This window comes from Isoptericola sp. NPDC019693, from assembly GCF_044389085.1.
Taxonomy (GTDB): domain Bacteria; phylum Actinomycetota; class Actinomycetes; order Actinomycetales; family Cellulomonadaceae; genus Isoptericola.
Map to the genome: position 1 here is coordinate 13,007 of NZ_JBIRXP010000003.1, position 26,522 is coordinate 39,528.

Below are 26,522 nucleotides of genomic sequence, written 5' to 3' on the forward strand. Positions count from 1 at the left end.
CGCGCCCACAACATCACGCCGGGCGGTCGGCGACGACCGCGCCGTCGTCGAGCGCGAGGTGCCGGCCGCGGAAGCGCTCGCGCACGAGGCGGTCGTGGGAGACGAGGACGAGCGTGCCGTCGAAGGCGGCGAACGCGCGCTCGAGCTCTTCCACGAGCGCGGGGGAGAGGTGGTTGGTCGGCTCGTCGACGAGCAGCACGTCCGTGGTGGCGGTGACGACCCGCGCGAGCTCGAGGCGGGATCGCTGGCCCTGGGACAGCTCGCGCACCGGCCGCGGCAGGTCGTCCGGGCGGAACAGGCCCGTCGCGAGCAGGGCCTCGGCGTGCTCCTCCAGGTCGCCGGGACGCCCGGCGGCGAACGCGTGCAGCACCGTGCGGCCGTCGTCGGAGCCGGGCGCGCCCGCCTGCCGCAGGTACCCGACGGCGCCCGTGGTGCGCGACGTCCCGCTGTCCGGCACGACCTCGCCCGCGACCACGTCCAGCAGGGTGCTCTTGCCCGCCCCGTTCGGCCCCGTCACGAGCACGTGCTCGCCCGCGGCCACCCTCAGGCGGGGCACGGACAGCCTGCCGCGCACCGCCACGTCCACGAGGTCGACCGCCGCGGGGCCGTCGTCCACCGGGCCGGCTGTGCCCGGCGACGTGCCCGGCGACGTGGTGACGACGTCCGTCCGGAACGCGGCGCGGTCGGCGGGCCGCTCGGCCGGGCTGTCGGTGAGCCGCCGCACCCGCTCCTTGGCGTTGCGGATGCGCCCGGTGGCGCCGTGCGTGCGCACCCGCGACCGGAACGCCCCGGAGCCGAACGACGCCATGGGCAGCTTGCGCGGGATCTGCTCCATCGCCTCGACGTTGGTCTCCGCGATGCGCCGTTGCCTGCCGAGGTCGGCGCGCCACCGCTCGTAGGCGAGCCGCAGCTGCTCGCGCTCGGCCTCCTTCGCGGCGAGGTAGCCCGCCCAGCCGGTGCCGTAGCGCCGCGCGCGCCCGGCGTCGACCTCGATGAGCGTCGTCGTGAGGTCGGCCAGGAAGGCGCGGTCGTGCGTGACGGCGACCACGGTGCCGTCGTGCGACCGCAGCCGCTCCGTGAGCCAGTCGAGGGCGTCGTCGTCGAGGTCGTTGGTGGGCTCGTCGAGCAGCAGCAGCTCCGGGTCCGCGGCGAGGGTCGCCGCCAGCGCGAGGCGGGAGCGCTCGCCGCCCGACAACGTGCCGAGCAAGCGGTCGCGGTCCAGGCCCGGCAGCCCCAGCCGGTGCAGCGACACGTCCACCCGCCGGTCGGCTCCGCGCCCGTCACGGGCGTCGAAGCGCGCGGTGAGCTCCGCGTACCGCCGCAGCGCGTCGTCGAGCGCGGCGCCGTCGAGCGTGCCGAGGCGGTCCTCGAGCGCGGTGACCTCGGCCGCGAGCGCGCGCACGTCCGCCAGCACGTGGTCGATCGCCTGCCCGACCGTGTGCGCGGCCGGGAGGTCGAGGGTCTGGGGCAGGTAGCCGAGGCCGCCCGGCGCACGAACCACGCGGGTGCCGTTCTGCGGCTCGAGCACGCCGGCGACGACGGCGAGCAGCGTGCTCTTGCCGGAGCCGTTGTCGCCGACGACGCCGACGCGCTCGCCCGGCGAGACGGTCAGGGACAGGCGGTCGAGCACCACGCGGTCGGCGTAGCGCAGGGTGATGTCGGTGAGGGTGAGCTGTGACGGGTCCACGGGCGGGACTCCTTCCGTCGCCGGCGTCGGCGGTCGTGGAGGACGGCGGTCGCGCGTGCGCTCACAGAGTTCCCATGGCCGTGCACCCTACGCACGAGCGTCCCGCGCTGCCAGGGGATTGTGGGGAGCGGGTGGTCACCAGGTCAGGGTCACCGGGCCGATCAGTCCGGACGGGCGGCGGTCGCCCTCGTACCAGTTCGCGGCGCTGTTGCTCACCAGCACCTCGACGGCGTGGGGGCCCGGCGCCAGGGCGCCGAGGTCCACCACGTACGGCGCCGCCAGCGCGTGCCCGACGACGGCGCCGTCCACCCGCACGGTGGCGGCCTCGCCCACGACGCCGAGGTCCAGGCGGGCGTGGCCCGCGCCGTCCGGCACGTCGACCTCGGCCGTGTAGCGCACCGATCCCGAGAACCGGCGCAGGCCGGGCACCTCGGTCCAGTCGCCCGGACTCAGCTCCGCAGGCACGACGGCGGACGCGTCCTCCGCGGTCGTGCTCGGCTCGCCGACCGTGCGCTCGACCGTGCGCTCGACCGTGCCCCGCCAGCCCGTGACCTCGACGCGGTGTCCCGGCGTGGCGACGGCGGGCGCGACCGGCTGCCCCGCGGCGGGGACGAGCGCCAGGGTGCGGCGCCGCCCCAGCTCCAGGAGCACGCGCCCCTGGTCGTCGCGCTCGACGGCGTGCCGGGCGTCGGTGAACGGGGCCCACCAGCACGCGTCGTCGGGCACCGACGGCAGCCGCAGCCAGGTGCGGACGGAGGCTTCGCCCTCGTGGAAGAAGAGGTACCCGGCGTGCCCGCCGAGGACGACGGCGCGCAGGTCGGGCACCGCGGGACCGGCCTCCACGACCGGGGCGCCGGCCGCGCGCAGCCGCACCTTGAGGGCGGCGACGTCGGGCACGCCGTCGTCGGGGTCGACCAGGACGGCGTACCCGGCAGCCGCGCGCGCGTCGTCCCGGTCCACGTACCCGAAGTCGACCTGCGACTCCAGCAGCGCCCGGACGACCGGGCCGGACGGCACGGAGTCGGCGCGGCTGAGCACGCCGACCGACCAGACCGGTGGCGCGGCGTCGAGCAGCTGCGCCACCCGCCGCACGTACCCGACGAGGGGCGGCAGGTGCGGCCACCACGAGTTCCAGCGGCCCAGGTCGGGCTCGCTCTCGAACGCGCGCCCGCCGCGCACGGAGGAGAAGAACGCGTGCAGCACGGGCGTGGTCACGCCGCGTGACAGGTACCAGTCCAGCAGCCAGCGCGCCTCGTCGAGGCTGAGCCGCCAGCCGTACGCGCCGAGCACCTCGGTCACCGCCGACGCCCCGCCGCGGGCCCGGGCCGCGCTGGCCGCGACCTTCGGGGCGGTGCTCTCCGGGCCGTCGAGCCCCGTGCTGCTGCCGCCCTCGTCGCGGCTCGCCGCGCTGCGCGGCACCACCCAGCGCCACACCGTGTCCTGGCCCGGCCAGTGCAGGCGCGCGGCGGTGGCCAGGTCGTCCGGCTCGGCCGGGTGGCCGGTGAGCGCGATCCCGTGCGCGGCGCACCACGCCGCCTGCGCGTCGTAGTACACCCGGTGCAGCCGCGCCCGCACGGCGTCGTCCCAGTCGCGCACGAACCCGGTCGCGTCCGGGTCGGTGCCGCCCGGGCGCGTGCCCTCGCCGTCCCACAGCTCGGGCAGGCGGCGCGCCACCTCCGCGACCTCGACGCCCAGGGCGGACGCGACCTCCGCCTCCAGCCCCGGCGTGTACGGGCGGGCGAGCGGTCGGTGCCCGCGGCCCAGCAGGAACGGCTCGTCGGTGAACATCGCCACGACGGTCGTGCCCAGGTGCTCCCCGAGCGCGGCGGCGTAGGCGTCGTGGGTCAGCTCCAGGAACGCCGCGACGGCGTCCGGGTTCAGCAGGTCGGCCGCCGGCGGCGCGAGCGCCGAGCCGTCGTCCTGCTCCGCGTGCGCCCCGCGGATCGTGCCCCCGCTCGCCGCGTCGAACACGGCCACGACGCCCCACGTCCCCGCCGGGAGGTCCAGGCGCACCAGCCCCGGCGCGCGGACCGGGAGCAGGACGGCGTCGTCGCCCACGACCTCGCCGTCCTCGTCCGTGCGCCGTGCGACGACGGCCAGCAGCCGGGCGTCAAGGTCGCGGCCCAGCGCGGGCCGCCAGTAGCCGGCCTCCGCGGGGTCGGCACCGGCCGGTACCTCGATGTCGCGCGTCACGGGCACGAGGCACCGTGCGGCGAACGCCGGGTCGCGCGCCACCACGGCGCCGTTCGCGGACCCGGACGGGTACGACGCCTCGTCGTACAGCATCACCGCGAGGCCGAGCCGCGCGCACTCGTCGACCGCGACGCGGACCAGCCGCAGGAACTCCGGCGTCAGGTAGCCCACCCGCCGGCTGAGCCCCACGCGAGCGCTGAGCGTCACCCCGACGAAGCCGGCGCCCGCGATCTCCCGGAGCTGCGCGAGCACGCCGGCGTCGTCGAGGTCGTCGTTCCAGAACACGAACGCGTACGGCCCCACCGGCCCGGCCGGGAGCCGCGCGGCGTCGCTCATCCGACCCGGACCACGCGCACGGCGCCCGCGGGGACTGTGAGGGTGCCGGTGACCGCGTCACCGGTGAGCAGCTCGGTGCCCGTCACCGGCGAGCCGTCCGCCCCGAGGGTCGCGTCGTCGACGGTGTGGTTGATCGCGAAGAGCCACGAGGTCGAGCCGTCCTCCGCCCAGCGGCGCACGAGCTCCACGCCCGCCGGGGCGACGACGTCGGGCCCCACGCCCGCCTCGGCCACGAGCCGCTGGGCGAGCGCGCCGAGGCCCGCGTCGTCGAGCCGCGTCGCGACGTACCACGCCTGCCCGGCGCCGACCTCGCGGCGGGTGACCGCCGCCCGCCCGGCGAGGGCGCCGTCGTCGTACGACGCGACGACCTCGGTGCCCTCGGCCACGTGCGTCTTCTCGGTCCACAGGTCCGCGGTCGCCTCGCCGGCGACGGCCTTGCCGACCACGCGCACCTCCTCGCCCTCCTGCAGCGGGTGGAACTCCTCGGTGCGCACGCCGAGCAGGTCGCGGAACGCGCCCGGGTACCCGCCGAGGCGCACGTGGTCGTGCTCGTCCACGATGCCGGAGAAGTAGGTGACGACGACGGTCGCCCCGCGCTCGGCGGCCGCCGCGACGCTCGCCGCGTCGGCGTCGGTGACGACGTACGTGGTGGGCAGTACGACGAGGTCGTAGCCGTCGAGGTCGGCGCCCGGCGGCACGAGGTCGGTCGTGACGCCGAGCCGCCACAGCGCCCGGTACCAGGCCTTGACCTGGTCCATGTAGCGCAGGTCCTGCGTGGGGTGCGAGTCGAGCTCGGCGCCCCACCACGACGGCCAGTCCACGACGACCGCGGCGCGCGACCGCACCCGCGAACCGCGGACCTCGCCCAGCGCCCGCAGCGCCCGGCCGAGCGTCACGACGTCGCGCCAGACGTCGGAGTCGCGCCCGGCGTGGGGCACCATCGCCGAGTGGTACTTCTCGGCCCCGGCCCTGGACTGGCGCCACTGGAAGAACATCACCGCGTCCGCGCCGCGGGCCACGTGCGCCAGGGAGTTGCGCAGCATCTCGCCCGGCGCCTTGGGCGTGTTGCGCGGCTGCCAGTTCACGGCCGACGTCGAGTGCTCCATGAGGATCCACGGCGCGCCGCCCCCGACGCCGCGGGTGAGGTCCGCGGAGAACGCGAGGTCGACGTGGCGCTCGGGGTCCGCGGGGAACGTGTAGTGGTCGTTCGCGACGACGTCGAGCTCCGGGCCCCACGTGAAGTAGTCCATGCCGGGGGTGTGCGCCGTCGCCATGAGGTTGGTGGTGACGGGCACGTCCGGCGTGATCTCGCGCAGGGTGTCCCGCAGGTCGAGGTAGTAGTCGAGCAGCGCGTCGGACGAGAAGCGGTGGAAGTCGAGCTGCTGCGTGGGGTTGGCGAACGTCGGCGCCGTCAGCGGCGGCAGCACGTCGTCGAACGACCCGTAGCGCTGCGACCAGAACGCCGTGCCCCACGCCTCGTTGAGCGCGTCGACGCTGCCGTAGCGGGCGCGCAGCCACTCGCGGAAGGCCGCGGCGGCGGAGTCCGAGTAGTCCCGGGGCACGTGGCAGCCGATCTCGTTGTCCACGTGCCAGACGGCGAGCGCCGGGTGGTCGCGGTAGCGCTCCGCGATGCGGGTGGTCATGCGCAGCGCGTAGTCGCGGTGCACGGGGTGGGTGACGGCGTACGCCTGGCGCCCGCCCTGGTGCAGCACGGTGCCGTCGGCGGTGCGGGGCAGGATCTCGGGGTGCTGGCGGGTGAGCCACGGGGGAGGTGACGCGGTGGCGGTCGCGAGCGCGACGCGGATGCCGGCGGCGTGCAGGCGGTCCATCGTCTCGTCGAGCCACCCCCAGTCGAGCTCGCCCTCGCGCGGCTCGATCGTGGCCCAGGAGAAGATCGCCACGCTGAGGATGCTCACCCCGGCCTCGCGCATGAGCTCGAGGTCCTCGAGGCGCACGTCCTGCGGCCACTGCTCGGGGTTGTAGTCGCCGCCGAAGCCGAGGCCGTCGAGGCCGTCGTTCCAGGGGCGGGGGGTCGGGGTGGACTCCGGTGTCGTGCGTCGTCGCATGGCCCGAGTCTGTCATGTATCGATTCAACGGGGAAGCGCTTGCTGTGCGTCGTGACCCTGTCCCGGGCGTGCAGAACCTGGCCGCGGGTCACCTTCGAGCACGCGATCTGTCGCGGCAACCGGCCCGTTGCCGCGACAGATCGCTTGCTCGAACGTGACGGGCCGTCAGCCGACGCCGGTCGTGGACTCGCGGACGACGAGCTCCGGCTGGAACGTCACCTGCTCGACGACGTCGTCGGGGTCCAGCAGCAGGTCCGCCGCGCGGTGGCCGAGCTGGTGCGTCGGCTGGCGCACCGACGTGAGCGGCGTGGCCAGCTCGCCCGCGAACGTGACGTCGTCGTACCCCACCACGGCCATGCCGGACGGGACCGGGACGTCCGCCGCGCGCAGCGTGCGCAGGGCGCCCAGGGCGGTGAGGTCGTTGACGCACATGGTGGCCGTGGGGCGGTCGGGGAGCGCGAGCACCTGCTCGGTGCCGGACTGGCCGCCGTCGGCGTTGAGCGTGGCGATCGTGATCTCGACCAGCGCCTCGGCGGGGTCGAGGCCCAGCTCGACGAGCGCGTCGTGCAGGCCGGCGCTGCGGTCGGCGCACTGGCGGATGGTGTGCGGCCCGTTGAGGAAGGCGATCCGCTCGTGGCCCAGGTCGACGAGGTGGCGCGCGGCGGCGGCGGCGCCCGCGCGGTCGTCGACGGCCACCGACGACAGCGTGTCGACCGGCGACGGGCGGTCGAGCAGCACCACGCGCAGGCCCCGCCCGCGCAGGGTCTCCAGGTGCTCGAGGTCCGGCGTGGCCGGCACGACCATGACACCCTGCACACCGTGCTCCTCGAAGAGGCGCAGGTAGCGGGCCTCGCGCTCCGGCTTCTCGTCGGAGCTGGCCAGCATGAGGGTGTAGTCGGCCTCCTCGAGGCGGTCCTCGATGCCGCGGGCCACGTCGGTGAAGAACGGGTTGGAGACGTCGAGCACGATGGCGCCCGCCGTCGTGATCGTGCCGGCGCGGAGCTGGCGGGCGGAGCCGTTGGGCACGAACGCGAGGTCGTCGATGGCGGCGAGCACCCGCTCGCGCGTGGCCGGCGAGACACGGTCGGGACGGTTGAGCACGTTCGAGACCGTGCCGACCGACACCTTGGCCTGGCGCGCGACGTCGCTGATCGACGCGCGGCGGCGGGGGGCGGTCGTGGTCATGGTCTGCTCCTCGGGTTCGGGCGCGTCGTCGCGCCTGGGCTCCAGCGTAGAGGCACCTGGGCGCCGGGCCGGTGGCTGCCCGGCGGCGTCTCGGCTTGCTAGGTTCATCGTATGAACCGTTTCACCGACGACGGCGCAACGACGCACGTCTGTTTCGTGTCCCGCGTACGGCGCGACCGCCTCGAGGAGTACAAGGCGGCCCATGCCGCCGTCTGGCCGGAGATGCTCGAGGCCCTGGCCGAGACCGGCTGGCACGACTACCGCCTGTTCCTGGGCGCCGACGGCCTGCTGGTCGGCGTCCTGCGCACCGACGACTACGAGCGCGCCCAGCGCGACATGGCCGCCCGCGAGGTGAACGAGCGCTGGCAGGCCGCGATGAAGGACTTCTTCGAGCCTGCCGAGGGCCGGCCCGACGAGGGTTTCGTGCAGCTCGAGGAGGTCTTCCACCTGGAGTCTCAGCTCGACGCCGCGCGCCGCGCCGGCTGACCACCCGCGACTTGTCAGGCGGAGCGCGCGGCATACCGTGCGCGAGCCCTGACGGCTCGGCGAGCCCGCGGGCTGTCAGGATCAGCGCACGGTATGGCCCGCGCCCGTCCTGACAGCTCGGGGCGAGTCGGACGGCGGCGTCCGGCTCTGCTCTGACGGTTGACGGCGCGCAGCCGCCCACCTAGGCTATGAAACGATTCAAAGCGCGGTCGCCCCGCCGGCCGCACCAGCACCGCGCGAGGGAGCGCGGACGAGGAGGAGACATGACGGCGACGACGCCCGTGCTCGACGCACGGCTGCGCAAGGCCCTCGGCGAGCAGACCATCGAGCTGCCCTCGTGGGCGTTCGGCAACTCGGGCACGCGGTTCAAGGTGTTCGGCACGCCCGGCACCCCCCGCGACCCCTACGAGAAGATCGCGGACGCCGCCCAGGTGCACCGTCACACGGGCATCGCGCCGCGCGTGTCGCTGCACATCCCGTGGGACCTGGTCGACGACTTCGCCGACCTGGCCCGGCACGCCAAGGAGCACGGCGTGACCATCGGGATGATCAACTCGAACCTGTTCCAGGACGACGAGTACAAGCTCGGCTCGCTCACGCACGCCGACCCCGCCGTCCGCCGCAGGGCGGTCGCGCACCACGTGCAGTGCATCGACGTCATGCGCGCGACGGGCTCCCGGGAGCTCAAGGTCTGGCTGCCGGACGGCACCAACTACCCGGGCCAGGACTCGATCCGCGCCCGCCAGGACCGGCTCGCCGAGTCGCTCGCGGAGATCTACGCCGAGCTCGACGACGACCACCGCATGGTGCTCGAGTACAAGTTCTTCGAGCCGGCGTTCTACCACACGGACGTGCCGGACTGGGGCACCTCCCTGCTGCACTGCCTCGCCCTGGGCGAGAAGGCCAGCGTCGTGCTCGACACGGGCCACCACGCGCCCGGGACCAACATCGAGTTCATCGTGGCGCAGCTGCTGCGCCAGGGCCGGCTCGGCGCGTTCGACTTCAACTCGCGCTTCTACGCCGACGACGACCTCATGGCGGGTGCCGCGGACCCGTTCCAGCTCTTCCGGATCATGCACGAGATCGTGCAGGCGGACGCGCTGCGCCCCGAGTCGGGGGTGAACTTCATGCTCGACCAGTGCCACAACATCGAGGACAAGATCCCCGGCCAGATCCGCTCGGTGATGAACGTGCAGGAGGCCACGGCCAAGGCGCTGCTCGTGGACGCCGAGGCGCTCGACGCCGCGCAGCGCTCGGGTGACGTGCTCGGCGCCAACGGCATCCTCATGGACGCCTACAACACGGACGTCCGGGGGCTCCTCGCCGACCTGCGCGTCGAGCAGGGCCTCGACCCCGAGCCCATGAAGGCGTTCGCGGCGTCCGGCTACCTGGCGCAGACCGCGGCCGAGCGCGTCGGCGGCCAGCAGGCCGGCTGGGGCGCCTGAGCATGACGACGACGGCGGCGGGCACGAGGGCGGACATCGTGCCGCCCGTCCCGGCGGACCCGGACGTCGCGGTCGCCGACCGCGTGCTCGCGGGGCCGCACGGCGACCTGCGGGTGCGCGTCTACCGGCCGTCGGGCACGCCCGTCGCGGGACTCGTGTGGGCGCACGGCGGCGCGTTCGTGCACGGCGACCTCGACATGCCCGAGGCCGACGGCGTCGCGCGCGCCGTGGCCGCCGCGGGCGTCGCCGTCGTCAGCGTCGAGTACCGGCTCGTGCCGGGGATCGACTACCGCGACCCGACGGCGACGCCCGGCTCGGACGGCGTCCGCTTCCCGGTGCCGTCGGAGGAGGTCGCGTTCGCCTTCGCGTGGGCGGCCGGCGGCGGCGCCGACCTCGGTGTCCCCGCCGGGCGGTGGTCGCTGGGCGGCGCCAGCGCCGGGGGCGACCTCGCTGCCGGGGCGTCGCTGCGCCTGCGGGACGGCGCGGTGCCGGGCGACGCCGTCGGGCCCGACGGCGCGGTCCCCACGCCGCGCAGCGTCGTGCTCGCCTACCCGGTGACGCACCAGGAGCTGCCCGCGCCCAGCGCCGAGCTGGCCGCCAAGATCGCGGCGCTGCCGCCGGAGAAGGACTTCCCGCCGGCCGCCGTGCGCGCGATGAACGGCAACTACCTGGGTCACGACGGCCCGGCGACCTCGCCCTACGCCTTCCCCGGCGGCCAGGACCTGCGCGGCCTGCCGCCGACGCTGATCGTCAACTCCGACCACGACGCGCTGCGCTCGGGCGGCGAGGCCTACGCCGCCGAGCTCGCGGCGGCCGGGGTGGACGTCCTCGTGATCCGCGAGGACGGCACCACCCACGGACACCTCAACCGGCCCGCCGAGCCCGGATTCGCGCGCACCCTCGCGCGGATCGCGGCGTGGCTGCACCCCGAGCTGCCTGCCGCCGCGCTCGTCGGCACGGCGCACGAGCCGCCGCGCTGACCCTGCACCCCTGACCGCACCCACCCCCCGTCCGTCGGCCGACGGACCGACCACCGGAGCACCGATGTCGAAGCAGACCGTCAACCCGACCGTGGAGGCCCTCGTCGCGCGGTCGAACCGCCTGGGCGCCGACCCGCGCAACACGAACTACGCGGGCGGCAACACGTCCGCCAAGGGGATCGAGAAGGACCCGGTCACCGGGCAGGACGTCGAGCTGCTGTGGGTCAAGGGCTCCGGCGGCGACCTCGGCACCCTCACGGCGAAGGGCCTCGCCGTCCTGCGCCTCGACCGCCTGCGCGCCCTCACCGAGGTGTACCCGGGCGTGGAGCGCGAGGACGAGATGGTCGCCGCGTTCGACTACTGCCTGCACGGCAAGGGCGGCGCCGCCCCCAGCATCGACACGGCCATGCACGGCCTCGTCGACGCCGCGCACGTGGACCACCTGCACCCGGACGCCGGCATCGCGATCGCGACCGCCGTCGACGGCCCGGAGCTGACGCAGAAGATCTTCGGCGGCAAGGTCGTGTGGGTGCCGTGGCGCCGGCCCGGCTTCCAGCTCGGCCTCGACATCGCGGAGATCAAGGCGGCGCACCCCGACGCGATCGGCACCGTCCTCGGCGGGCACGGGATCACCGCGTGGGGCGAGACGGCCGAGGAGTCCGAGGCGAACTCGCTGTGGATCATCGAGACCGCGGCGGCATACATCGCCGAGCACGGCGCGCCCGAGCCCTTCGGCCCGGCCCTCGACGGCTTCGGCGCGCTGCCGGAGGACGAGCGCCGCGCCAAGGCGGCCGCGCTCGCGCCGCACCTGCGCGCCGTCGCGTCGCACGACAGGCCGCAGGTGGGCCACTTCACCGACGCGGACGTCGTGCTCGACTTCCTCGCGAGCGCCGAGCACGCGCGCCTGGCGGAGCTGGGCACCAGCTGCCCCGACCACTTCCTGCGCACCAAGGTGAAGCCGCTGGTCGTGGACCTGCCCGCCACCGCGACGGTCGAGGAGATCGTCGAGCGGCTGCCCGAGCTGCACGAGGCGTACCGCGCCGACTACACCTCCTACTACGAGCGCGGCGCGGCCGAGGCGCGCGCCCGCGGCGAGGAGCCGCCCGCCATGCGCGGCGCGGACCCGGCGATCGTGCTCGTGCCCGGCGTCGGCATGTTCTCCTACGGCGCGGACAAGCAGACCGCGCGCGTGGCGGGCGAGTTCTACGTCAACGCGATCAACGTGATGCGCGGCGCCGAGGCCCTGTCGACCTACGCCCCGATCGACGAGTCGGAGAAGTTCCGCATCGAGTACTGGGCCCTCGAGGAGGCGAAGCTCCAGCGCAAGCCGAAGCCGAAGCCGCTCGCCACCCGCATCGCGTTCGTCACCGGCGCGGCGTCGGGCATCGGCAAGGCCATCGCGACCCGCCTCGCCGCGGAGGGCGCGTGCGTCGTCGTCGCCGACCTGGACCTCGCCAAGGCGCAGGCCGCCGCGGCCGAGCTCGGCTCGACCGACGTCGCGATCGGCCTGGCGGCGAACGTCGCCGACGAGGCCGCCGTGCAGGCCGCGCTCGCCGAGGCCGTGCTGGCCTTCGGCGGCGTGGACATCGTCGTGAACAACGCGGGCCTGTCGCTGAGCAAGTCGCTCTTCGACACGACCGAGGCGGACTGGGACCTCCAGCACGACGTCATGGCCAAGGGCTCGTTCCTCGTGGCCAAGAACGCCGCGCGCATCCTCGTGGACCAGAAGCTCGGCGGCGACATCGTCTACATCTCGTCGAAGAACTCCGTGTTCGCCGGCCCGAACAACATCGCGTACTCGGCCACCAAGGCCGACCAGGCGCACCAGGTGCGGCTGCTGGCCGCCGAGCTGGGCGAGCACGGCATCAAGGTCAACGGCATCAACCCGGACGGCGTCGTGCGCGGCTCGGGCATCTTCGCCTCCGGCTGGGGCGCCAACCGCGCCAAGACGTACGGCATCGAGGAGCAGGACCTGGGCAAGTTCTACGCCCAGCGCACGCTCCTCAAGCGCGAGGTGCTGCCCGAGCACGTCGCCAACGCGGTCTACGCGCTGTGCACGTCCGACTTCTCGCGCACCACCGGTCTGCACGTGCCCGTCGACGCCGGCGTGGCGCAGGCGTTCCTGCGGTGACGGCAGTGACGGCGGCGACGGCACGGACGGCGGCAGCGCCAGGGGCGACGGCGGCGGGCACGCTCGCCGCCGTCGACCTGGGGGCCACCAGCGGGCGCGTCATCCTGGGCCGGTTCGGCGGGCGCGAGGGGCTGCGGCTGCAGCACGTGGCCCGGTTCCCCAACGACCCGGTCCGCACGCCGGACGGCCTGCACTGGAACCTGCTGGAGCTGTACCGCCAGGTGCTCGACGGCCTGGCGGCGGCCGAGCGCGAGGCGCCGGGGGAGATCCTCGGCGTCGGGATCGACTCGTGGGCGGTGGACTACGGCCTGCTGCGCGGCGGTCGCCTGCTCGGCGTGCCGTACCACTACCGCGACGCGCGCACGGCGGGCGGCGTGGAGCGGGTGCACGCCCGCGTCGACGCCGCCGCGCTCTACGCGCGCAACGGGCTGCAGCACCTGCCGTTCAACACGGTGTTCCAGCTGGCCACGGACGGGCCGCTGCTGGACCTCGCCGACCGGCTGCTGCTGGTCCCCGACCTGCTCGCGCACTGGCTCACGGGGGCGGAGGTCGCGGAGCGGACCAACGCCTCCACCACGGGCCTGCTCGACGCGCGCACGGGGGAGTGGGACACGGAGCTCGCCGGCCTGCTCGGCCTGCCCCCCGGCCTGCTGCCGCCCGTCGTCGACCCGGGGACGCCGCTCGGCACCCTGCGGCCCGACGTCGCCGAGCTCGTCGGCAGGGCGCTGGAGGTCACGGCCGTGGGTTCGCACGACACGGCGTCCGCCGTCGTCGCGGTGCCCGCCACGGACCGGGACGTCGCCTACGTCTCGTGCGGAACCTGGGGGCTGGTGGGCCTCGAGCTCGACGCGCCCGTGCTCACCGAGGAGGCCCGCCTCGCCGGCTTCACCAACGAGGGCGGCGTCGACGGGCGCACGCGGTTCCTGCACAACGTCATGGGGCTGTGGCTGCTCAGCGAGTCGATCCGCACGTGGGAGCGCGAGTCCACCGCGGCACAGCGCTCCAGCACCCTGCAGGAGCTGCTCGCGGAGGCGGCCCACGTCACCGCGCCGGTGGCGGTCTTCGACGTCGACGACCCGCGCTTCCTGCCGCCGGGCGACATCCCGGGACGGATCGCGGACTGGTGCCGCGAGCACGACCAGCCGGTGCCCGCGACGCGCGGGGAGTACGTGCGCAGCATCGTCGAGAGCCTCGCCCAGGCGTTCGCCGACGCCGTGACGACGGCGGCGAAGCTTGCCGGCCGCACCGTCTCGACGATCCACGTGGTCGGGGGCGGGGCGCAGAACACGCTGCTGTGCCAGGCGACGGCGGACCGCTCCGGGCTGCCGGTGGTCGCGGGACCCGTCGAGGCCACCGCCATCGGCAACCTGCTGGTCCAGGCGCGGGCCCGGGGCCTGGTGGGCGGTGGCCTGGAGGACCTGCGGGCGCTCGTCGCGGCCGCGTTCACGCCGGAGCGCTACGCCCCGCGGTAGACCTCGCCGGTCGACGCACCCACCGCCGCGCCGTGGGTGGCCAGGCGCTGCCGCGCCGGGACCTGCGGCGCGGCGGCGCGTGCGTGGTCGGCACCCGTGAACCGCGCCCACACGTGCTTCTCGCCACGATCCGTGCGGTACCAGCCGACGCGGTCGGCGATCGTCTCGGCGAGGCGCAGGCCGTGGCCGCCCTCGCCGGGCTCGCGGTCGTGCGGGACGACGGGCGGCGCCTCGGGGCTGCGGTCGACGACGTCGACCACGGCGACGTGACCGTCGCACAGCAGCCGGGCGACCACGGGCGGCCGGGCGTGCTCCAGCGCGTTCGCCACGAGCTCGCTCGCCACCAGCACCATGCGCTGACGCCCGGACAGCCCGCCGACGTCCCGTGCCGGGCCGACCCGGGCGGCGGAGCAGTCGCAGGGCAGGCAGGCCTCCAGCTCCGCACGCACGTCGGCGAGGTCGTCGACGGTGCGCACGGCCCACGTCCCGACGACGTCGAGCCGCCCGACGGGGGCGGCCTCGACCGGCGTCACGGGCGCACGTCCGGAACCATGCAGCCTCCTGTGGCCACGGGAGATGGGTGCTTTTCCGAGGGCCGCGAAGGCGGCCTGAACCGTCGTCGACCTTACTGCCCCGAAGGCGCTCCCGCGCGCCGTGATGACCGTCGTGGTGAGCACGGCCCGCGGCACGGCCGACGTCGCCCGCCGGCCGCGGCCCGCGCTCACCACGGTCAGGTCAGCACCGTCGGGTCAGCGCCAGGGCGCCCACCCGTCGTCGCCGGACAGGTACGCCTCGCGGGTGTGCTCGGCGGCCTCGTCCTCGGTCAGCTGCGGACGGCCGTCGACGGCCTCGCCGGCGGGAGCGGCGCCCGGGCCGGAGTTGCGGTACTCGCGCATGAAGTCGTCGCGCCACGACCAGCCGCTCATGTCCGACCAGGCCGGGGTGCCGACGTGCGCGCCCAGCCACGAGTCCCGCACGACGACGGACGGGTCGACGAGCGGGTTGCTGCTCGGGTGCCACGGCCGGCCGAGGAAGACGGAGCCTGCCGCGGCGTCCGACGTGAACCGGGTGCCGGTGAACAGGAAGCCCTTGCCGCCAGGCACGGTCGCCGGTGCGGCCACGTAGCCGTTGTTCGTCGCGGAGCCGCGGTCGAGCGAGCGGATCTCCGAGTCCTCGACGACGAGGGTGCCACCGCCGTAGACGAAGTCGACGTCGCCCTCGATGTACGAGCCGGTCACGTACGTGCGGGCCGCGGTGTCGCCGGAGCCCGGGTCGGCCAGGTAGGTGTCCTGGTTGCCGAGCAGCCGCACGCCGTCGAGCACGGTGCGGTCGCCCGACGTGCGCAGCGCGAGCGCCTGGCTGCCGCCGTTCGCGGCCTCGTCGTAGGCGTTCTCGACCGTGAGGTCGCGCAGCGTGACGTCGTCGGCCAGCACGGACAGCACCGGCGAGCCGGTGTGCCCGAACGTGCCGCCGTAGAACTTGGCCTGGCCGGCGGCGAGGTCGTACGTGATCACCACGTCCTCCGGGTCGCCGGTGGCGCCCCGGATCGTCAGCCGGTCGGCGCCGGGCCAGACCCGCACCACCTCGCGGTACACCCCCGGCTCGACGACGACGTCCACCGGGTGCGGCGACCGCGACGCGGCGCCCACGGCGGCCCCGACCGACGCGTAGTCGCCCGTGCCGTCGAGCGCCACCGTGACGGTGCGGCGGACCTTCTCCTGCGCGCCGAGGGTGCCCGCGCCCTCCGTCACGATGCGGGTGACGTCGGCGACGTCGTCCGGCGTGTACGGGTACCGGGCGGCGGGGTCGAACGTCGGCCCGGTGTCGTCCTTGCGGCCGCGGATCGTCGTGAACCGGTTGTCGCGCGAGTCGACCTTCGACGCCGGGTCCTTGGCGACGATCGCGTCCTCGCCGTTCGAGTACACGCTCGACTCGACGACGAGCTGCGACGCGCCGCGCGACATCGTGCCGTACTGCGCCTGGCCGTCGAACCAGTTGTTGTACAGGTGGCCGGCGGCGACGTTGTCGATGCTCGCGTTGCGCTGGTAGGTGTTCGCCAGCCGGTTGTGGTGCATCGTGATCTCGGTGACCACGTTGTCGGTCCAGCCCACGCCCACGGTCTTGTTGTGGTCGTGCAGGTAGTTCCACGACAGCGTCACGGCGGTGGAGTCCTTGCGGACGTCGATCAGCCCGTCGCCGAGCCGCGTGAGCTCGTTGTGGTCGATCCACACGTGGCTGGACGTGTCGATCCGGATGCCGTCGTTGTCGTTGTCCGGGCTCTTGCCGTCCCAGTCGCCCGGCACGTACGAGTCGCGGAAGCGCAGGTTGCGCACGATGACGTTCTCGACGCGGTCCAGCTTGAGGCCGACGCCCACGAGCTCGGCGCGCGACGCGAGGCCGACGATCGTCTTGTCGCTCGCGACGTCGATCATCGAGCCGAACTCGTCGGGCTCGATGGTGCCCTTGACATAGATCGTCAGGGGCTCGTCGGACGCCGCGGCCTCGGCGAGCGCGGCCGCGTCGCGGACGGTGACGACGTCGCCGCCCGCGCCGCCCGTGGTGCCGTGCGGAAGGTCGTCGGTGGGCGTGGAGGCGAAGCCCGTCGCGACCGGCGACCACACGGTGCCGTCGGCGGTCGTGGTGGCCGGGGCGCCGATGCGGTCGAGGACGGCGGCGCCGGCCGCGGCCGGGTCGACGTCCGCGGGGGCCGCGTGCGCGGCCGGGGCGAGCAGGGTCAGGGCCAGCACGGGCGCGCCGGCGGCGGCCACGAGCCGGGTGAGGGGCGGTCGGGTCATCGGGGGTCTCCTTCGATCGAGTCTCCGAGCACGACGACGTCGCGCAGGGCGGTGCGCTCGCCGGCGTCCCGCAGGGCGTAGGCGGGGCTCGGTCCGGCCGCGCCGTCGTAGGCGTTCTCGAGGGTGAGGTCGCGCAGGGTGACGTGGTCCGCGAGGACGGTGAGGGTGGGGGTGTTGGCCCAGTCGGTGTCGGGCTTGTCGTAGGTGACGACGACGTCGGCCGGGTCGCCCGTCGCGCCGCGGATCGTCAGGTGCTTCGCGCCGGGCCACACGGACACGACCTCGCGGTACGTGCCCGGCTCGACGACGATCTCGACGGGGTGGTCCACGCGGGAGGCGGCGCCTACCGCGGCGTGCACGGACAGGAAGTCGCCGGTGCCGTCCTGGGCGACGGTGACCCGCTTGCCGAGCCGTTCCTTCGCCGGGGTCTGCGTCGTGCCGGCGTGGCGGGTCAGCAGCGCGGGGACCTTCCGTGCCGGGTCGGCGGTGTACGGGTAGAACGCGGAGGCCTCGAACGTGGGGCCGGTCTCGGCGGGCTCCTCGCCCCAGACGTCCCGGAAGACGTTGCCGCGCTGGTGCACGGTCCCGCCGTCGGCGATGAGCGGCTTGCGCGCGTCCTCGAACACGCTGTTCTCGACGAGCACCTGGGCGCCGCCCCGGGCGTTGATCCCGTAGGAGCTCACCCCGGACATCCAGTTGTTGTACACGTGCCCGTGGGCGACGTTGTCGAGGCTGGCGTTGCGCTGGTGCACGTTGGCGAACCGGTTGTGGTGCAGCGTGATCGTCGTGACCACGTTGTCGGTCCACCCCACGCCGAGGGTCTTGTTGTGGTCGTGGAAGGAGTTCCAGGACGCCGTGACGGCGGTGGAGTCCTTGCGGACGTCGAGCTGGCCGTCGCCGACGCGGGCGAACTCGTTGTGGTCGATCCACACGTGGTCGGAGGTGTCGATCCGGATGCCGTCGTTGTCGTTGTCCGCGCTCTTGCCGTCCCAGTCGCCGGCGACGTACGAGTCGCGGAACGTGAGGTTGCGGATGATGACGTTCTCGACCTCGAGGAGCCGCAGCCCGCCGCCGACCAGCTCGCCCCCGGACGCCGCGCCGACGATCGTCTTGTCGCTCGCCACGTCGATCATCGAGCCGAACGGCTCGACGTCGAGGGTGCCCTGCACGAGGACCGTCAGGGGTCCCTCGGTCGCCGCCGCCTCGGCCAGCGCCGCGGCGTCGCGCACGACGACGGTCGCCCCGCCCGCGCCGCCGGTGGTGCCGTCGGGGAGCTCGTCGGTCGGCACGGACGCGAAGCCGGTCGCGGTGGGAGACCAGACGGGGCCGTCCGCCGTGGTGGTGCGCGGCGCGCCGATCCGCCGCACGAGCTCGGCCCCGGCGACGGCGGGGTCGGTCGGGTCCTGCCACCGGTGCAGGGCGCCCGAGCCCGCGCCGTGCCGGACCGCGCGCTCCGCGACGTCGGCCGGCTGGATCACGCGGTGCGGGCCGGCCGACCCGGTCACCTCGCCGGACAGCGGGGCGTCCGGGTGCGCGGCGTTGTACGCGGCGAGCACGTCGACCGGCTCGCCGTTCACCACCGTGCCGGACTCGTCGAGCGCCGAGCCGCCGTAGTTCCCGACGATCGACGACGCGTCGACGCCGTCGGCGAGGTGGAACGTGTTCTCCCGCGCGACGATGCTGGACTCGACCCCGACGCCCCACGAGTAGATGTAGTGCGACGGGTCGGTGACGCGGTAGACGTTGTCGTAGACGTGCACCTGCCCGAACCGCACCCGCGGCCCGCGCTGCGCCAGGTCGACGAGCTCGTTGTGGTGCATGGTGACGCGCAGCTTCCCGCGGTCGCCGGTGGCGCCGTCCCCGTTCCCGAAGAGCATCGACTTGTCGTGCCCCTCGAGCCGGTTCCAGGAGATGGTCACGAGGTCGGCCTGGCGGACGACGTCGAGGAGCCCGTCGTGCCGCAGGAGCTTCTCGCCGAAGTAGCTGGGCTGCTCGGCGTCCACGGTCTCGCCGTCATCGAGCGTGAGGTGGTCGAGCCAGACGTGCGTGGCGCCCGAGACGACGAGGTTGTCCCACTCGGTCTTCCACGTCTCCCCGTTCCAGCCGGGGAAGCAGTCGTAGGCGTCGGAGATCCGCAGGTTGCGGACGATGACGTTGTCCACGTTCGCCACGTCGACGTTGAAGCCGGTGAGGGTGACGTCGCCGGCGCCGATCAGGGTGGTGTTCGCGCCGAGGCCGACCTTGATCTGCGCCCGCTGGACGCTCTGCGACGCCTTGCGCGCGTCCTCGAGAGGCCCGCTGGCCGCGCCCTCCCAGTGCGCCGGGTCGAACGCGTCGAGGTACGCCTCGAAGGTGTACCCGTCGACGGCGTAGTCCTCGCACGAGATCCGGCTGCCGTCGGGGCGGGTGTTGGCGTCGATGTCCTCGACCACGCGCACGATCTTGGGCTCGTCGCCCTGGACGGCCGCGACGAGCTCGTCGCGGGTGCGGACGTCGACGATCCGCTCGGCCGCGGACCCGCCGGTGGTGCCGCCCTCCGCGGAGGCCCAGCCGTCTCCCGCGGGGAGGGTCTGCCGGGCGAGGGCGTCGGCGGTGGGCGGTCGCGGCGGTGGCGCCGCCGGGCCGTGCGCGGCCTGGGCGCCGGGTGCCGTGAGGAGGGTCAGCGCCAGCGCGGGGGCGCCGACCGCGGCGACCCACCGGCGGACGCCGGTCCGGGGCCGGGGGGAGGGGTGGGGTCGTGGACCGTGACGGGGATCTGCCGGGAAGGGCATCGACGCGCCTCTCGTGAGACTCGGGCCGGTGGCCCTCGGGTCGGGACGAGCGGGGCGGCAGCCGGTCGCCCGTCGACGGCGGCGGGTGCCCGGTGGTGCCTGTCGTTGCTGGTCGTGCTGCTCGTGGTGCGGCCGACGTCGGTGTCGGTCTTCCCGTGCCCGTCGCGCTCTGCGACCGGAAACGCCTCAGAAACCGGTTTCTCATAACCTAGTCGACGACGGCGCCCGCGTCAATAGTTCAATCGCCGTCATCAATCGGCGAGAGGGAGTGCTCCTCGTCGCGCCGCGGCGAACCGGTCGCCCCACCGCTGCCAGGGCGGCGCCACCGCCCAGTTCAGGCGCAGCGTGCGCAGCGCCCGGACCAGGCGTCGGCGGCGGGCGTACCGCAGCGACCGGGCGGACACGCCGACCCGGAGGCCGCGGTCCCGGACGATCCGGCGGCGGGGCCCGAGCGCGAACGCGAGGTCGAGGTCGTCGTGCACCTCCGGGTCGACCCGTTCGACCCGGTCGCGCACGGCCCACCACGTGCTGCGGCGCACCGCCATGCTCGAGCCCCACAGCGGCCAGTGGCCGAGCGCCAGTCCGGTGCCGGCGTAGTAGGCGGCGAGGTACAGGGCGCACACCCAGCGGCCGCCCCGGAGGTCGGTGAACGTGCCGGAGCCCGTCACGGCCTCGGCCGCCGGGTCGTCCGCGAGGCGCGTGGCCACGGCGCGCACCCAGTCCGGGCCGGGCTGCGAGTCGGCGTCGAGGCGCGCCACGACCTCGCCGCGGGCGGCGTCGTACCCCGCCGCGGCCGCCGCGGGGATACCGACGCGCGGCTCGTGGACGACGACCGCGCCCGCGCGCCGCGCGACGTCGGCCGTCCCGTCGGTCGAGGCGTTGTCCACCACCACGACCTCGAGCGGGGGGACGGACTGCGCCGCGAGCAGCGCCAGGCACCGCTCGAGCGCCGCGGCGTCGTCCCGGGCCGGGATCACGACGGAGACGGTGGGCAGCGGTCGCGCCGACCGCGGGCGCGCGCCCGTCACGCGCGGGCCTCCGCCGGCGTGCGGGGGTGCCGCCTCGCGACGCACCAGGCCGCCGCGACGCTGCCCACCAGCCCGGCCGCCAGGTCGCCGGCCGTGTCGGCGGGCGTCACGTAGATCGTGTCGTCGACGAGCGTGTGCCCCAGCACCTCCAGCAGCTCCCACACCACGGCGAGCAGCGCACCGGCGGCGACCGTGGTGGCCGCGGCCGCCCGGCGCGTGCGCAGAAGCCGGGCGGCCCCGTCGCGCCGGCGCAGCACGTGGTGGGCCAGCGCGGCGAGCACCCCCGTCGCGACCCCGTGCACCAGCAGGTCCAGGCCCTCGACCCGCTCGTAGAGCCCGGCCACGGCGCACCACGCGGCGGCGAGCGTCACCACGCCGGACGCGACGTCGAGCGCGGGAGGGGCCGCGGTCGCGCGCGGCACGACCGTGCCGCCCAGGACGAGGGCGAACAGCGCGACCGCGACGCCGTCCGACGCCACCGCGGCGCCCAGGACGCTCACCAGGGCCCCGACGCGGACCAGGTCGCCCGGCACGGGGCCCCGCGCCGGGCTGCCCGGCGCGCGGCCCCCGGCCGTCCGGGCGGGTGTGGTCAGCGGCGTCACCTGAGCAGCCTAGGCAGCAGCGGGTGTTGCCCACCCGCCGAGGGCCCGCGCGCGGATCAGGTCAGCCGAGCGGCGCCCACGCGGCCCACGGCGAGCTCCGCGACGTCGCCCGCGCCCGCGATGTCGAGGCGCCGGTCGACCACGGCCGCCACGACGTCGACCTCGAGCGACGCCCTCGCCGGGACCGTGCGCAGCGTGTCCCAGGCGAGCGCCGGGCCCAGGCCCACGTAGTCGCCCACGCGGGCGAACCACGGGTCGGGCTCGCCCGACGCCTGGGCGAGCACCAGGGTCGTCCAGGCCGCCCCGCTGCGCCGCACGACGGCCACCCAGGGCGTCCGCGAGCCGTGCACGTCCCCACCCCGGTCGGGGCTCAGGGCGAAGGCCTCGTCCCCCGACGGGAGCCGCCAGAACCATCCGCCGTACCCCGCCCCGGGGCGGCCGTTCGTCGCCGGGCTGCCGATCTCGACGTCGGCGTCGCCCGCGCGCAGGGTGCCGTGCCAGCCGAGCGCCCACGCGTCGACCTCCGGCAGGACGACGGCGGTCAGCCGCCGCTCCTCCGTCAGCTGCACGCCGCCGCGCTCGTCCAGCCAGCGCAGCTGCTGGACCAGGGTGCCGCCGTCGTCCGTCACCTCCGTGCGGCCTGCCTCCTGGCGGCCGTGGTTGGCGAGGAGCGTCGGTCCCTGGTCGCGCACGTACGTGCGCCCGCCCCAGTGGCTGGTGCCGTCGACGTCCGCCACCGCCATCGAGACGCCGTAGTGGTGGCGGTGGTCCAGGGGGCTCTTCGTCGTCATGGCCACGCCCTGCGCCGAGTGCACCGGGTGCAGGAACGGCCGTGGGCTGTGCACCCCGGGCATGCCGTCGCCCCGCGCGTAGCGCGCGAGGGGGCGGTCGTCTCCGACGCCCAGCACCCAGTCGTCGTCGACCGTCCGCCACCGGGCCCGCACCGAGTCGTCGCGCGCGTGCGCGCGGCCCGCGAGGTCCGCCGACGTCACGCCGAGGCGGCGCGCGGGCGGCACGGGCCCCGTGCTGCCCCGCACCACGAGCCCGGGCGTCACGTGCACGGCGATGCCCTCGGCGCCGAGCCGCGTGCGCTCGGTGCCCAGCACCCGCGCGTGCAGCAGCTCCCAGGCCCGGCGGCCCAGGTCCGCCTGCGGCACGGCGGCCGTGGTCAGCGACGGCGTCGCGTAGCGGGCCAGCTCGATGTCGTCGAAGCCGCCGATCGAGATGTCGCCGGGCACGGCCACGCCGGCCTCGTTGAGACGCGCGAGCAGGCCGAACGCGACGAGGTCGTTGAACGCGACGACGCCGGTCGCCCCGGTGGCCAGCACCGCGTCCGCGGCACGGTACCCGGCATCGACGGTCGGGCCGCACGGCACGGTCGTGACGCGCAGGCCCGGGTGCCGCTCGCGGGCGTCGTCGAGGGCGCGGGCGCGCAGCGCGTTCGAGGCGCTCGACCGCGGGCCCGCGACGTAGGCCAGCTCGCGGTGCCCGAGGGCGACGAGGTGGTCGACCATGCTGCGCACGCCGGCCGCGTAGTCCACCCGCACGGTCGGCACGGTGAGGCCGGGCACGAGCCGGTTGACCACGACCACCGGCTCGAGCCGCGGCAGGAGCTCCAGCAGCTCGTCCTCGGACGTCCGCGGCGCGGCGAGCACGAGGGCGTCGCACCGCTGGCGTGCCTCCAGGGCGACCTCGGCCTCGTCGGCCGTGTTCTCGGCGGTGTCGGCCACCAGGACCCGGTAGTCGTGCGGGGCGGCCGCCGCCATCGTGCCGCGCAGGATCTGCTGGAACATCGGGTTCGCCAGGTCGGGCACGACGAGGGCGACGGAGTTGGTGCGGCCCAGCGACAGGCTGCGCGCCACCCGGCTGGGCTGGTAGCGCAGGTCCCGGGCGGCCACCCGCACCCGCTCGGCGATGTCCCGCGCGACGCTGGCCCGGCCGTTCATCACGCGCGAGACGGTCGCCCGCGAGACCCCCGCGGCGGCCGCCACCTCGTCGATCGTCGGCCCCCCCGAGCGGGGCATCAGGCGTCCTTCCCGGACACGGTGACGCGCACCGGGCCGAACGTGCCGCCGTCGTCCGGGCGCAGGTCCGCCCCGAGCGGGGCGCTCGCGAAGAGGCCGACCTCCGCGCCGATCCAGTGGCCGACGACCGCCTGCCACGGGGGCGCGGTCTCGTGCCACTCGGCGTCGTCGTGCACCGGCGCGGCGTCGCGCCAGGCCCAGGTGACGCGGCCGTCGGCGTCGACGACGGTGCGCAGCACGACCCCCGTCGAGCCGGCGGGCACAGGCTCCTGCGCCAGGATCTCCTCGTCGCCGTGAGTGCCTCCGCGCCGCACGGTCACCTCGACGCCGCCGGGCGTGCGCACCAGGCCGGCCCAGGCGTACTCGCGGCCCAGGACGACGACGCCCGCCCGGGTGCCGGGCGCGTCGCCGGTCAGCTCGACCCGGGTCTCCCAGGTGCTCGGCTGCCCCGGCAGCTGCTGGCTCAGGACGGCGCCCTGGCCGCGCAGGTTGCCGCGCGGGGTGGGCTGCGCGGGCAGGCGCAGCGTGCCGTCGCCGCCGGCCACCGCCCAGCCCTCGGCGGGGTTGGCCTGCCAGTGCCAGCGGGGCGCGAGGCCCGGCGTCGTGAAGTCGTCGCTGCGCGCCGGCTCGCCGGGCTCGGCGTCCGCCACCGGGGTCGGGTGGGTGAGCACCGGCGTGCCCTCGTCGCCCATGACCGGCCAGCCGTCGTCGTCCCACCGCATCGGCTGCAGGTGCACGACGCGGCCGAAGAGGCCGCGGTCCTGGAAGTGCAGGAACCAGTCGTCGCCGCCGGGGGTGTCCACCCACGCGCCCTGGTGCGGGCCGTTGACGGGCGAGTCGCCCTGGGCCAGCACCACGCGGTGCTCGTACGGGCCCCACACCGACCGCGCGCGGAAGGCGACCTGGTAGCCGGTCGCGACGCCGCCCGCCGGGGCGAAGATCCAGTACCAGCCGTCGCGCTGGTACAGCTTGGGCCCCTCGAGCGTGCGGAAGCCCGGCAGCTCGTCGCCGTCGACGACGGTGCGCGCCGGCCCGACGACCCGGCGCAGGCCGGGGTCCACCTCGACCACCGTGAGGCGGTTCTTCACGCCCGCGCGGCTCTTGGCCCAGCCGTGCACGAGGTAGGCGCGGCCGTCGTCGTCCCACAGCGGGCAGGGATCGATGAGGCCCTGGCCGGGGATCAGGCACCACGGCTCGGACCACGGGCCGCGCGGGTCCTCGGCGGTGAGGACGAAGATGCCGTGGTCCGGGTCGGGGTAGACGATCCAGAACAGTCCGTCGTGGTGCCGCAGGCTGGGCGCCCACACCCCGGAGCCGTGCCGGGGGAGCGCGTAGTGGCCCGCCTGCGGCAGCGCGGGCAGCGCGTTCGCCACGTGCTCCCAGGACACGAGGTCGCGCGAGTGCAGCACGGGCAGCCCGGGAGCGCGGTTGAAGCTGGACGCGATCAGCCAGTAGTCGTCCCCGACGCGCACCGCGTCGGGGTCCGGCCAGTCCGCGTCGAGGACCGGGTTGCTGTAGTGGGTCATGGTCGCCTTCCGTCACGTCGCTGGGACAGTCGGCGAGAAACCATGAGAAACCGGTTCCCGCCGCGCGACCGACAGCCTAGCAACCGGTTTCCACCATGGGGAAGCCAATCTCTCGTTGCGGGGCCTCCAGCCGGCCAGCACGTGGGAGCCGAGTGCGGCACTTTCGGATCAGCGCGGCAGTTCGAACTGCCGCGCTGATCCGAAAGTGCCGGTGCGAGCACGCGCGTCGACGGCGTGCGTCGACGAGTCAGCCCGCCGCGGTGCGGACCAGGGTCGTGAGCCTCGCCTCGAACGCCGGGGTCCACGCCAGCACCGCGAAGGCGGTCGGCCAGAAGTCGCCGTCGTCGAGCTGCGCGGCGAAGTCGAAGCCGACGGTCGCGTAGCGGGTGCCGAACTTCGCGGCGGGCTGCACGAACACCACCATCTTGCCGGCGGCGTTCGCGAAGCCCGGCATGCCGTAGTACGTCTTCGGCACCAGGTGGGGCGCGACGTCGGTCACCACGCGGTACAGACCCTCGGCGATGTCCCGGTCGGTGCCCTCGAGCGGCTCGATCGCCTCGCGCACCGCCTTCTCGCCCGCGGCGCGGTTCTTCCCCGCCTTCTCCTGCTCGCGCAGCTCCTTCGCGCGCTGCTTCACTGCCGCGCGCTCGGCGGCGCTCAGACCCTCGGACGTGGCCATGACGGTTCCTCTCGGATGGTGGTGCGGCGCCCCGCGGCGTCGCACCACCCACGCTAGGGACCGCGCACCCTCCCTCGCTTCTCCGATCCTGACCGGATCTCCCCGCCGGCACGACGACGCCCCGCCGCCGGGGAGGCGACGGGGCGTCGTGGGCGGGCCGGCGTCGGCGACAGGCCCGCACCGGGGTGTCAAGGCCCGGTGTGCTGCAGGGTGGCGCGGCCTACAGGTGCGGCAGCACGTGCCGTGCGTACCGCTCGCCGACCGTGCGGGCGGTGTCCCGCGGGTCGTCGGCCCAGATCTCCTCGTTGAAGATCTCGGTCTCGACGTCGCCGGTGTAGCCCGCCTCCGCCACCCAGCGCGAGATCGTGGGGAAGTCGACGTACCCGTCGCCCACGTGCCCGCGCGAGTTGAGCGGGTCGGCGGCCAGCGGCAGGTTCCAGTCGCACACCTGGTAGCCGGCGATGCGCCCCTCGGCCCCCGCCCGCGTGATCGACTCGCGCAGCTGCGGGTCCCACCACACGTGGTAGGTGTCCACGACCACGCCCACGGTCTCGGGGGCGAACGGCGCGGCGAGGTCGAGGGCCTGCCCGAGCGTGGAGATCACCGCCCGGTCGGCGGCGAACATCGGGTGCAGGGCCTCGAGCACGATCCGCACGTCGTGCTCGGCCGCGAACGGCGCGAGCTCGGCGAGCCGGTCGGCCACCCGGGCGCGGGCGGCGACGACGTCGCGGTCGCCCGGGCCGGCGTCGGGGCGGGGCCCCTGGCCGGGCACGCTGAGGGCGGGCAGCCCGCCGACGACGAACACGAGCTCGCGGGTGCCCACGCCCGCCGTCTCCTCGATGGCCCGCTTGTTGTCGTCGAGCGCGGCGGCGATGCCCGCGTCGTCGGCGGCGGTGAGGAACCCCCCGCGGCACAGCGACGACACGCGCAGCCCGGCGTCGGCGACGATGCGGGCCGCCTTGTCGGCGCCGTGCTCCTGCACCTGGTGGCGCCACAGCCCGACGGCGCCGAGCCCGGCCGCGGCCGCGGCGTCGACCGCCTCGGCGAGCGTGGCGTGCTTGACGGTCGCCGTGTTGAGGGAGCAGCGGCTCAGGTCTGCCCCGGCCGGCACGGCGC

The 26,522-nt window shown here is 75.2% G+C and carries 18 protein-coding genes; 5 read left to right on the plus strand and 13 right to left on the minus strand.

What is annotated here, in order from left to right; translation table 11 throughout:
* Positions 1-13 precede the first annotated feature (13 nt).
* From abc-f to ACH436_RS09200, 4 genes are all read right to left on the minus strand, one after another.
* Entirely contained in the window at positions 14-1,687 is a 1,674-nt protein-coding gene (gene abc-f, locus ACH436_RS09185) for a ribosomal protection-like ABC-F family protein (RefSeq protein WP_430559899.1), read from the minus strand.
* Positions 1,688-1,822: 135 nt separating this feature from the next.
* On the minus strand, positions 1,823-4,216 hold the full coding sequence (locus ACH436_RS09190) for a hypothetical protein (RefSeq protein WP_430559900.1): 2,394 nt from the start codon (positions 4,214-4,216) through the stop codon (positions 1,823-1,825).
* The gene (locus tag ACH436_RS09195; RefSeq protein ID WP_430559901.1) at positions 4,213-6,282 is read right to left on the minus strand and encodes a beta-galactosidase; all 2,070 of its coding nucleotides are present in this window, start codon (positions 6,280-6,282) and stop codon (positions 4,213-4,215) included. The genes ACH436_RS09190 and ACH436_RS09195 overlap by 4 nt, the downstream gene beginning before the upstream one ends.
* A 165-nt stretch (positions 6,283-6,447) precedes the next feature.
* Positions 6,448-7,467: a LacI family DNA-binding transcriptional regulator gene (locus ACH436_RS09200; protein WP_430559902.1), complete on the minus strand. Its 1,020-nt coding sequence runs from the start codon at positions 7,465-7,467 to the stop codon at positions 6,448-6,450.
* Between the two features lie 111 nt (positions 7,468-7,578).
* Here ACH436_RS09200 and ACH436_RS09205 point away from each other — a divergent pair, with 111 nt between their 5' ends.
* From ACH436_RS09205 to ACH436_RS09225, 5 genes are all read left to right on the plus strand, one after another.
* Positions 7,579-7,953, plus strand: coding sequence for an L-rhamnose mutarotase (locus ACH436_RS09205; protein ID WP_430559903.1), 375 nt, complete (start codon positions 7,579-7,581; stop codon positions 7,951-7,953).
* A 263-nt stretch (positions 7,954-8,216) separates the two neighbouring features.
* Positions 8,217-9,398: an L-rhamnose isomerase gene (gene rhaI / locus ACH436_RS09210; protein ID WP_430559904.1), complete on the plus strand. Its 1,182-nt coding sequence runs from the start codon at positions 8,217-8,219 to the stop codon at positions 9,396-9,398.
* A 2-nt stretch (positions 9,399-9,400) separates the two neighbouring features.
* On the plus strand, positions 9,401-10,378 hold the full coding sequence (locus ACH436_RS09215) for an alpha/beta hydrolase (protein WP_430559905.1): 978 nt from the start codon (positions 9,401-9,403) through the stop codon (positions 10,376-10,378).
* A 64-nt stretch (positions 10,379-10,442) separates the two neighbouring features.
* The gene (locus tag ACH436_RS09220; protein ID WP_430559906.1) at positions 10,443-12,509 is read left to right on the plus strand and encodes a bifunctional aldolase/short-chain dehydrogenase; all 2,067 of its coding nucleotides are present in this window, start codon (positions 10,443-10,445) and stop codon (positions 12,507-12,509) included.
* A gap of 5 nt (positions 12,510-12,514) precedes the next feature.
* Positions 12,515-13,981 (plus strand): rhamnulokinase family protein, encoded by a 1,467-nt coding sequence (locus tag ACH436_RS09225; protein WP_430560517.1) that lies wholly within the window; start codon positions 12,515-12,517, stop codon positions 13,979-13,981.
* Here the strand turns inward: ACH436_RS09225 and ACH436_RS09230 are convergent.
* From ACH436_RS09230 to ACH436_RS09270, 9 genes are all read right to left on the minus strand, one after another.
* Positions 13,966-14,514, minus strand: coding sequence for an ATP-binding protein (locus ACH436_RS09230; protein ID WP_430559907.1), 549 nt, complete (start codon positions 14,512-14,514; stop codon positions 13,966-13,968). The two genes, ACH436_RS09225 and ACH436_RS09230, sit on opposite strands and share 16 nt — an antisense overlap.
* Before the next feature lie 216 nt (positions 14,515-14,730).
* Positions 14,731-16,776, minus strand: a complete 2,046-nt coding sequence (locus ACH436_RS09235) for a pectinesterase family protein (protein ID WP_430559908.1) — start codon at positions 16,774-16,776, stop codon at positions 14,731-14,733.
* Positions 16,773-19,547: a pectinesterase family protein gene (locus ACH436_RS09240; protein ID WP_430559909.1), complete on the minus strand. Its 2,775-nt coding sequence runs from the start codon at positions 19,545-19,547 to the stop codon at positions 16,773-16,775. The genes ACH436_RS09235 and ACH436_RS09240 overlap by 4 nt, the downstream gene beginning before the upstream one ends.
* A 251-nt stretch (positions 19,548-19,798) precedes the next feature.
* Positions 19,799-20,620 carry a glycosyltransferase family 2 protein gene (locus tag ACH436_RS09245; protein ID WP_430559910.1) on the minus strand — a complete coding sequence of 274 codons (822 nt, stop codon included), beginning with the start codon at positions 20,618-20,620 and terminating at the stop codon, positions 19,799-19,801.
* Complete coding sequence (locus tag ACH436_RS09250; RefSeq protein WP_430559911.1) at positions 20,572-21,177, minus strand: hypothetical protein; 606 nt, start codon at positions 21,175-21,177, stop codon at positions 20,572-20,574. The genes ACH436_RS09245 and ACH436_RS09250 overlap by 49 nt, the downstream gene beginning before the upstream one ends.
* Positions 21,178-21,233: 56 nt before the next feature.
* A complete protein-coding gene (locus tag ACH436_RS09255) occupies positions 21,234-23,201 on the minus strand; it encodes a DUF6807 family protein (RefSeq protein WP_430559912.1) in 1,968 nt (655 codons plus the stop codon).
* Positions 23,201-24,727, minus strand: a complete 1,527-nt coding sequence (locus tag ACH436_RS09260) for a glycoside hydrolase 43 family protein (protein ID WP_430559913.1) — start codon at positions 24,725-24,727, stop codon at positions 23,201-23,203. The genes ACH436_RS09255 and ACH436_RS09260 overlap by 1 nt, the downstream gene beginning before the upstream one ends.
* A 247-nt stretch (positions 24,728-24,974) precedes the next feature.
* Positions 24,975-25,406 (minus strand): hypothetical protein, encoded by a 432-nt coding sequence (locus ACH436_RS09265; protein WP_430559914.1) that lies wholly within the window; start codon positions 25,404-25,406, stop codon positions 24,975-24,977.
* A 220-nt stretch (positions 25,407-25,626) separates the two neighbouring features.
* Positions 25,627-26,517, minus strand: a complete 891-nt coding sequence (locus ACH436_RS09270; RefSeq protein ID WP_430560518.1) for a sugar phosphate isomerase/epimerase family protein — start codon at positions 26,515-26,517, stop codon at positions 25,627-25,629.
* Between the last annotated feature and the right edge of the window lie 5 nt (positions 26,518-26,522).

Coding starts and splice junctions, on each gene's coding strand:
- ACH436_RS09190 (WP_430559900.1), bottom strand. CDS start 4,216: ATGAGCGACGCCGCGCGGCTCCCGGCCGGGCCGGTGGGGCCGTACGCG.
- ACH436_RS09195 (WP_430559901.1), bottom strand. CDS start 6,282: ATGCGACGACGCACGACACCGGAGTCCACCCCGACCCCCCGCCCCTGG.
- ACH436_RS09200 (WP_430559902.1), bottom strand. CDS start 7,467: ATGACCACGACCGCCCCCCGCCGCCGCGCGTCGATCAGCGACGTCGCG.
- ACH436_RS09205 (WP_430559903.1), top strand. CDS start 7,579: ATGAACCGTTTCACCGACGACGGCGCAACGACGCACGTCTGTTTCGTG.
- rhaI (WP_430559904.1), top strand. CDS start 8,217: ATGACGGCGACGACGCCCGTGCTCGACGCACGGCTGCGCAAGGCCCTC.
- ACH436_RS09215 (WP_430559905.1), top strand. CDS start 9,401: ATGACGACGACGGCGGCGGGCACGAGGGCGGACATCGTGCCGCCCGTC.
- ACH436_RS09220 (WP_430559906.1), top strand. CDS start 10,443: ATGTCGAAGCAGACCGTCAACCCGACCGTGGAGGCCCTCGTCGCGCGG.
- ACH436_RS09235 (WP_430559908.1), bottom strand. CDS start 16,776: ATGACCCGACCGCCCCTCACCCGGCTCGTGGCCGCCGCCGGCGCGCCC.
- ACH436_RS09240 (WP_430559909.1), bottom strand. CDS start 19,547: ATGCCCTTCCCGGCAGATCCCCGTCACGGTCCACGACCCCACCCCTCC.
- ACH436_RS09255 (WP_430559912.1), bottom strand. CDS start 23,201: ATGCCCCGCTCGGGGGGGCCGACGATCGACGAGGTGGCGGCCGCCGCG.
- ACH436_RS09260 (WP_430559913.1), bottom strand. CDS start 24,727: ATGACCCACTACAGCAACCCGGTCCTCGACGCGGACTGGCCGGACCCC.
- ACH436_RS09265 (WP_430559914.1), bottom strand. CDS start 25,406: ATGGCCACGTCCGAGGGTCTGAGCGCCGCCGAGCGCGCGGCAGTGAAG.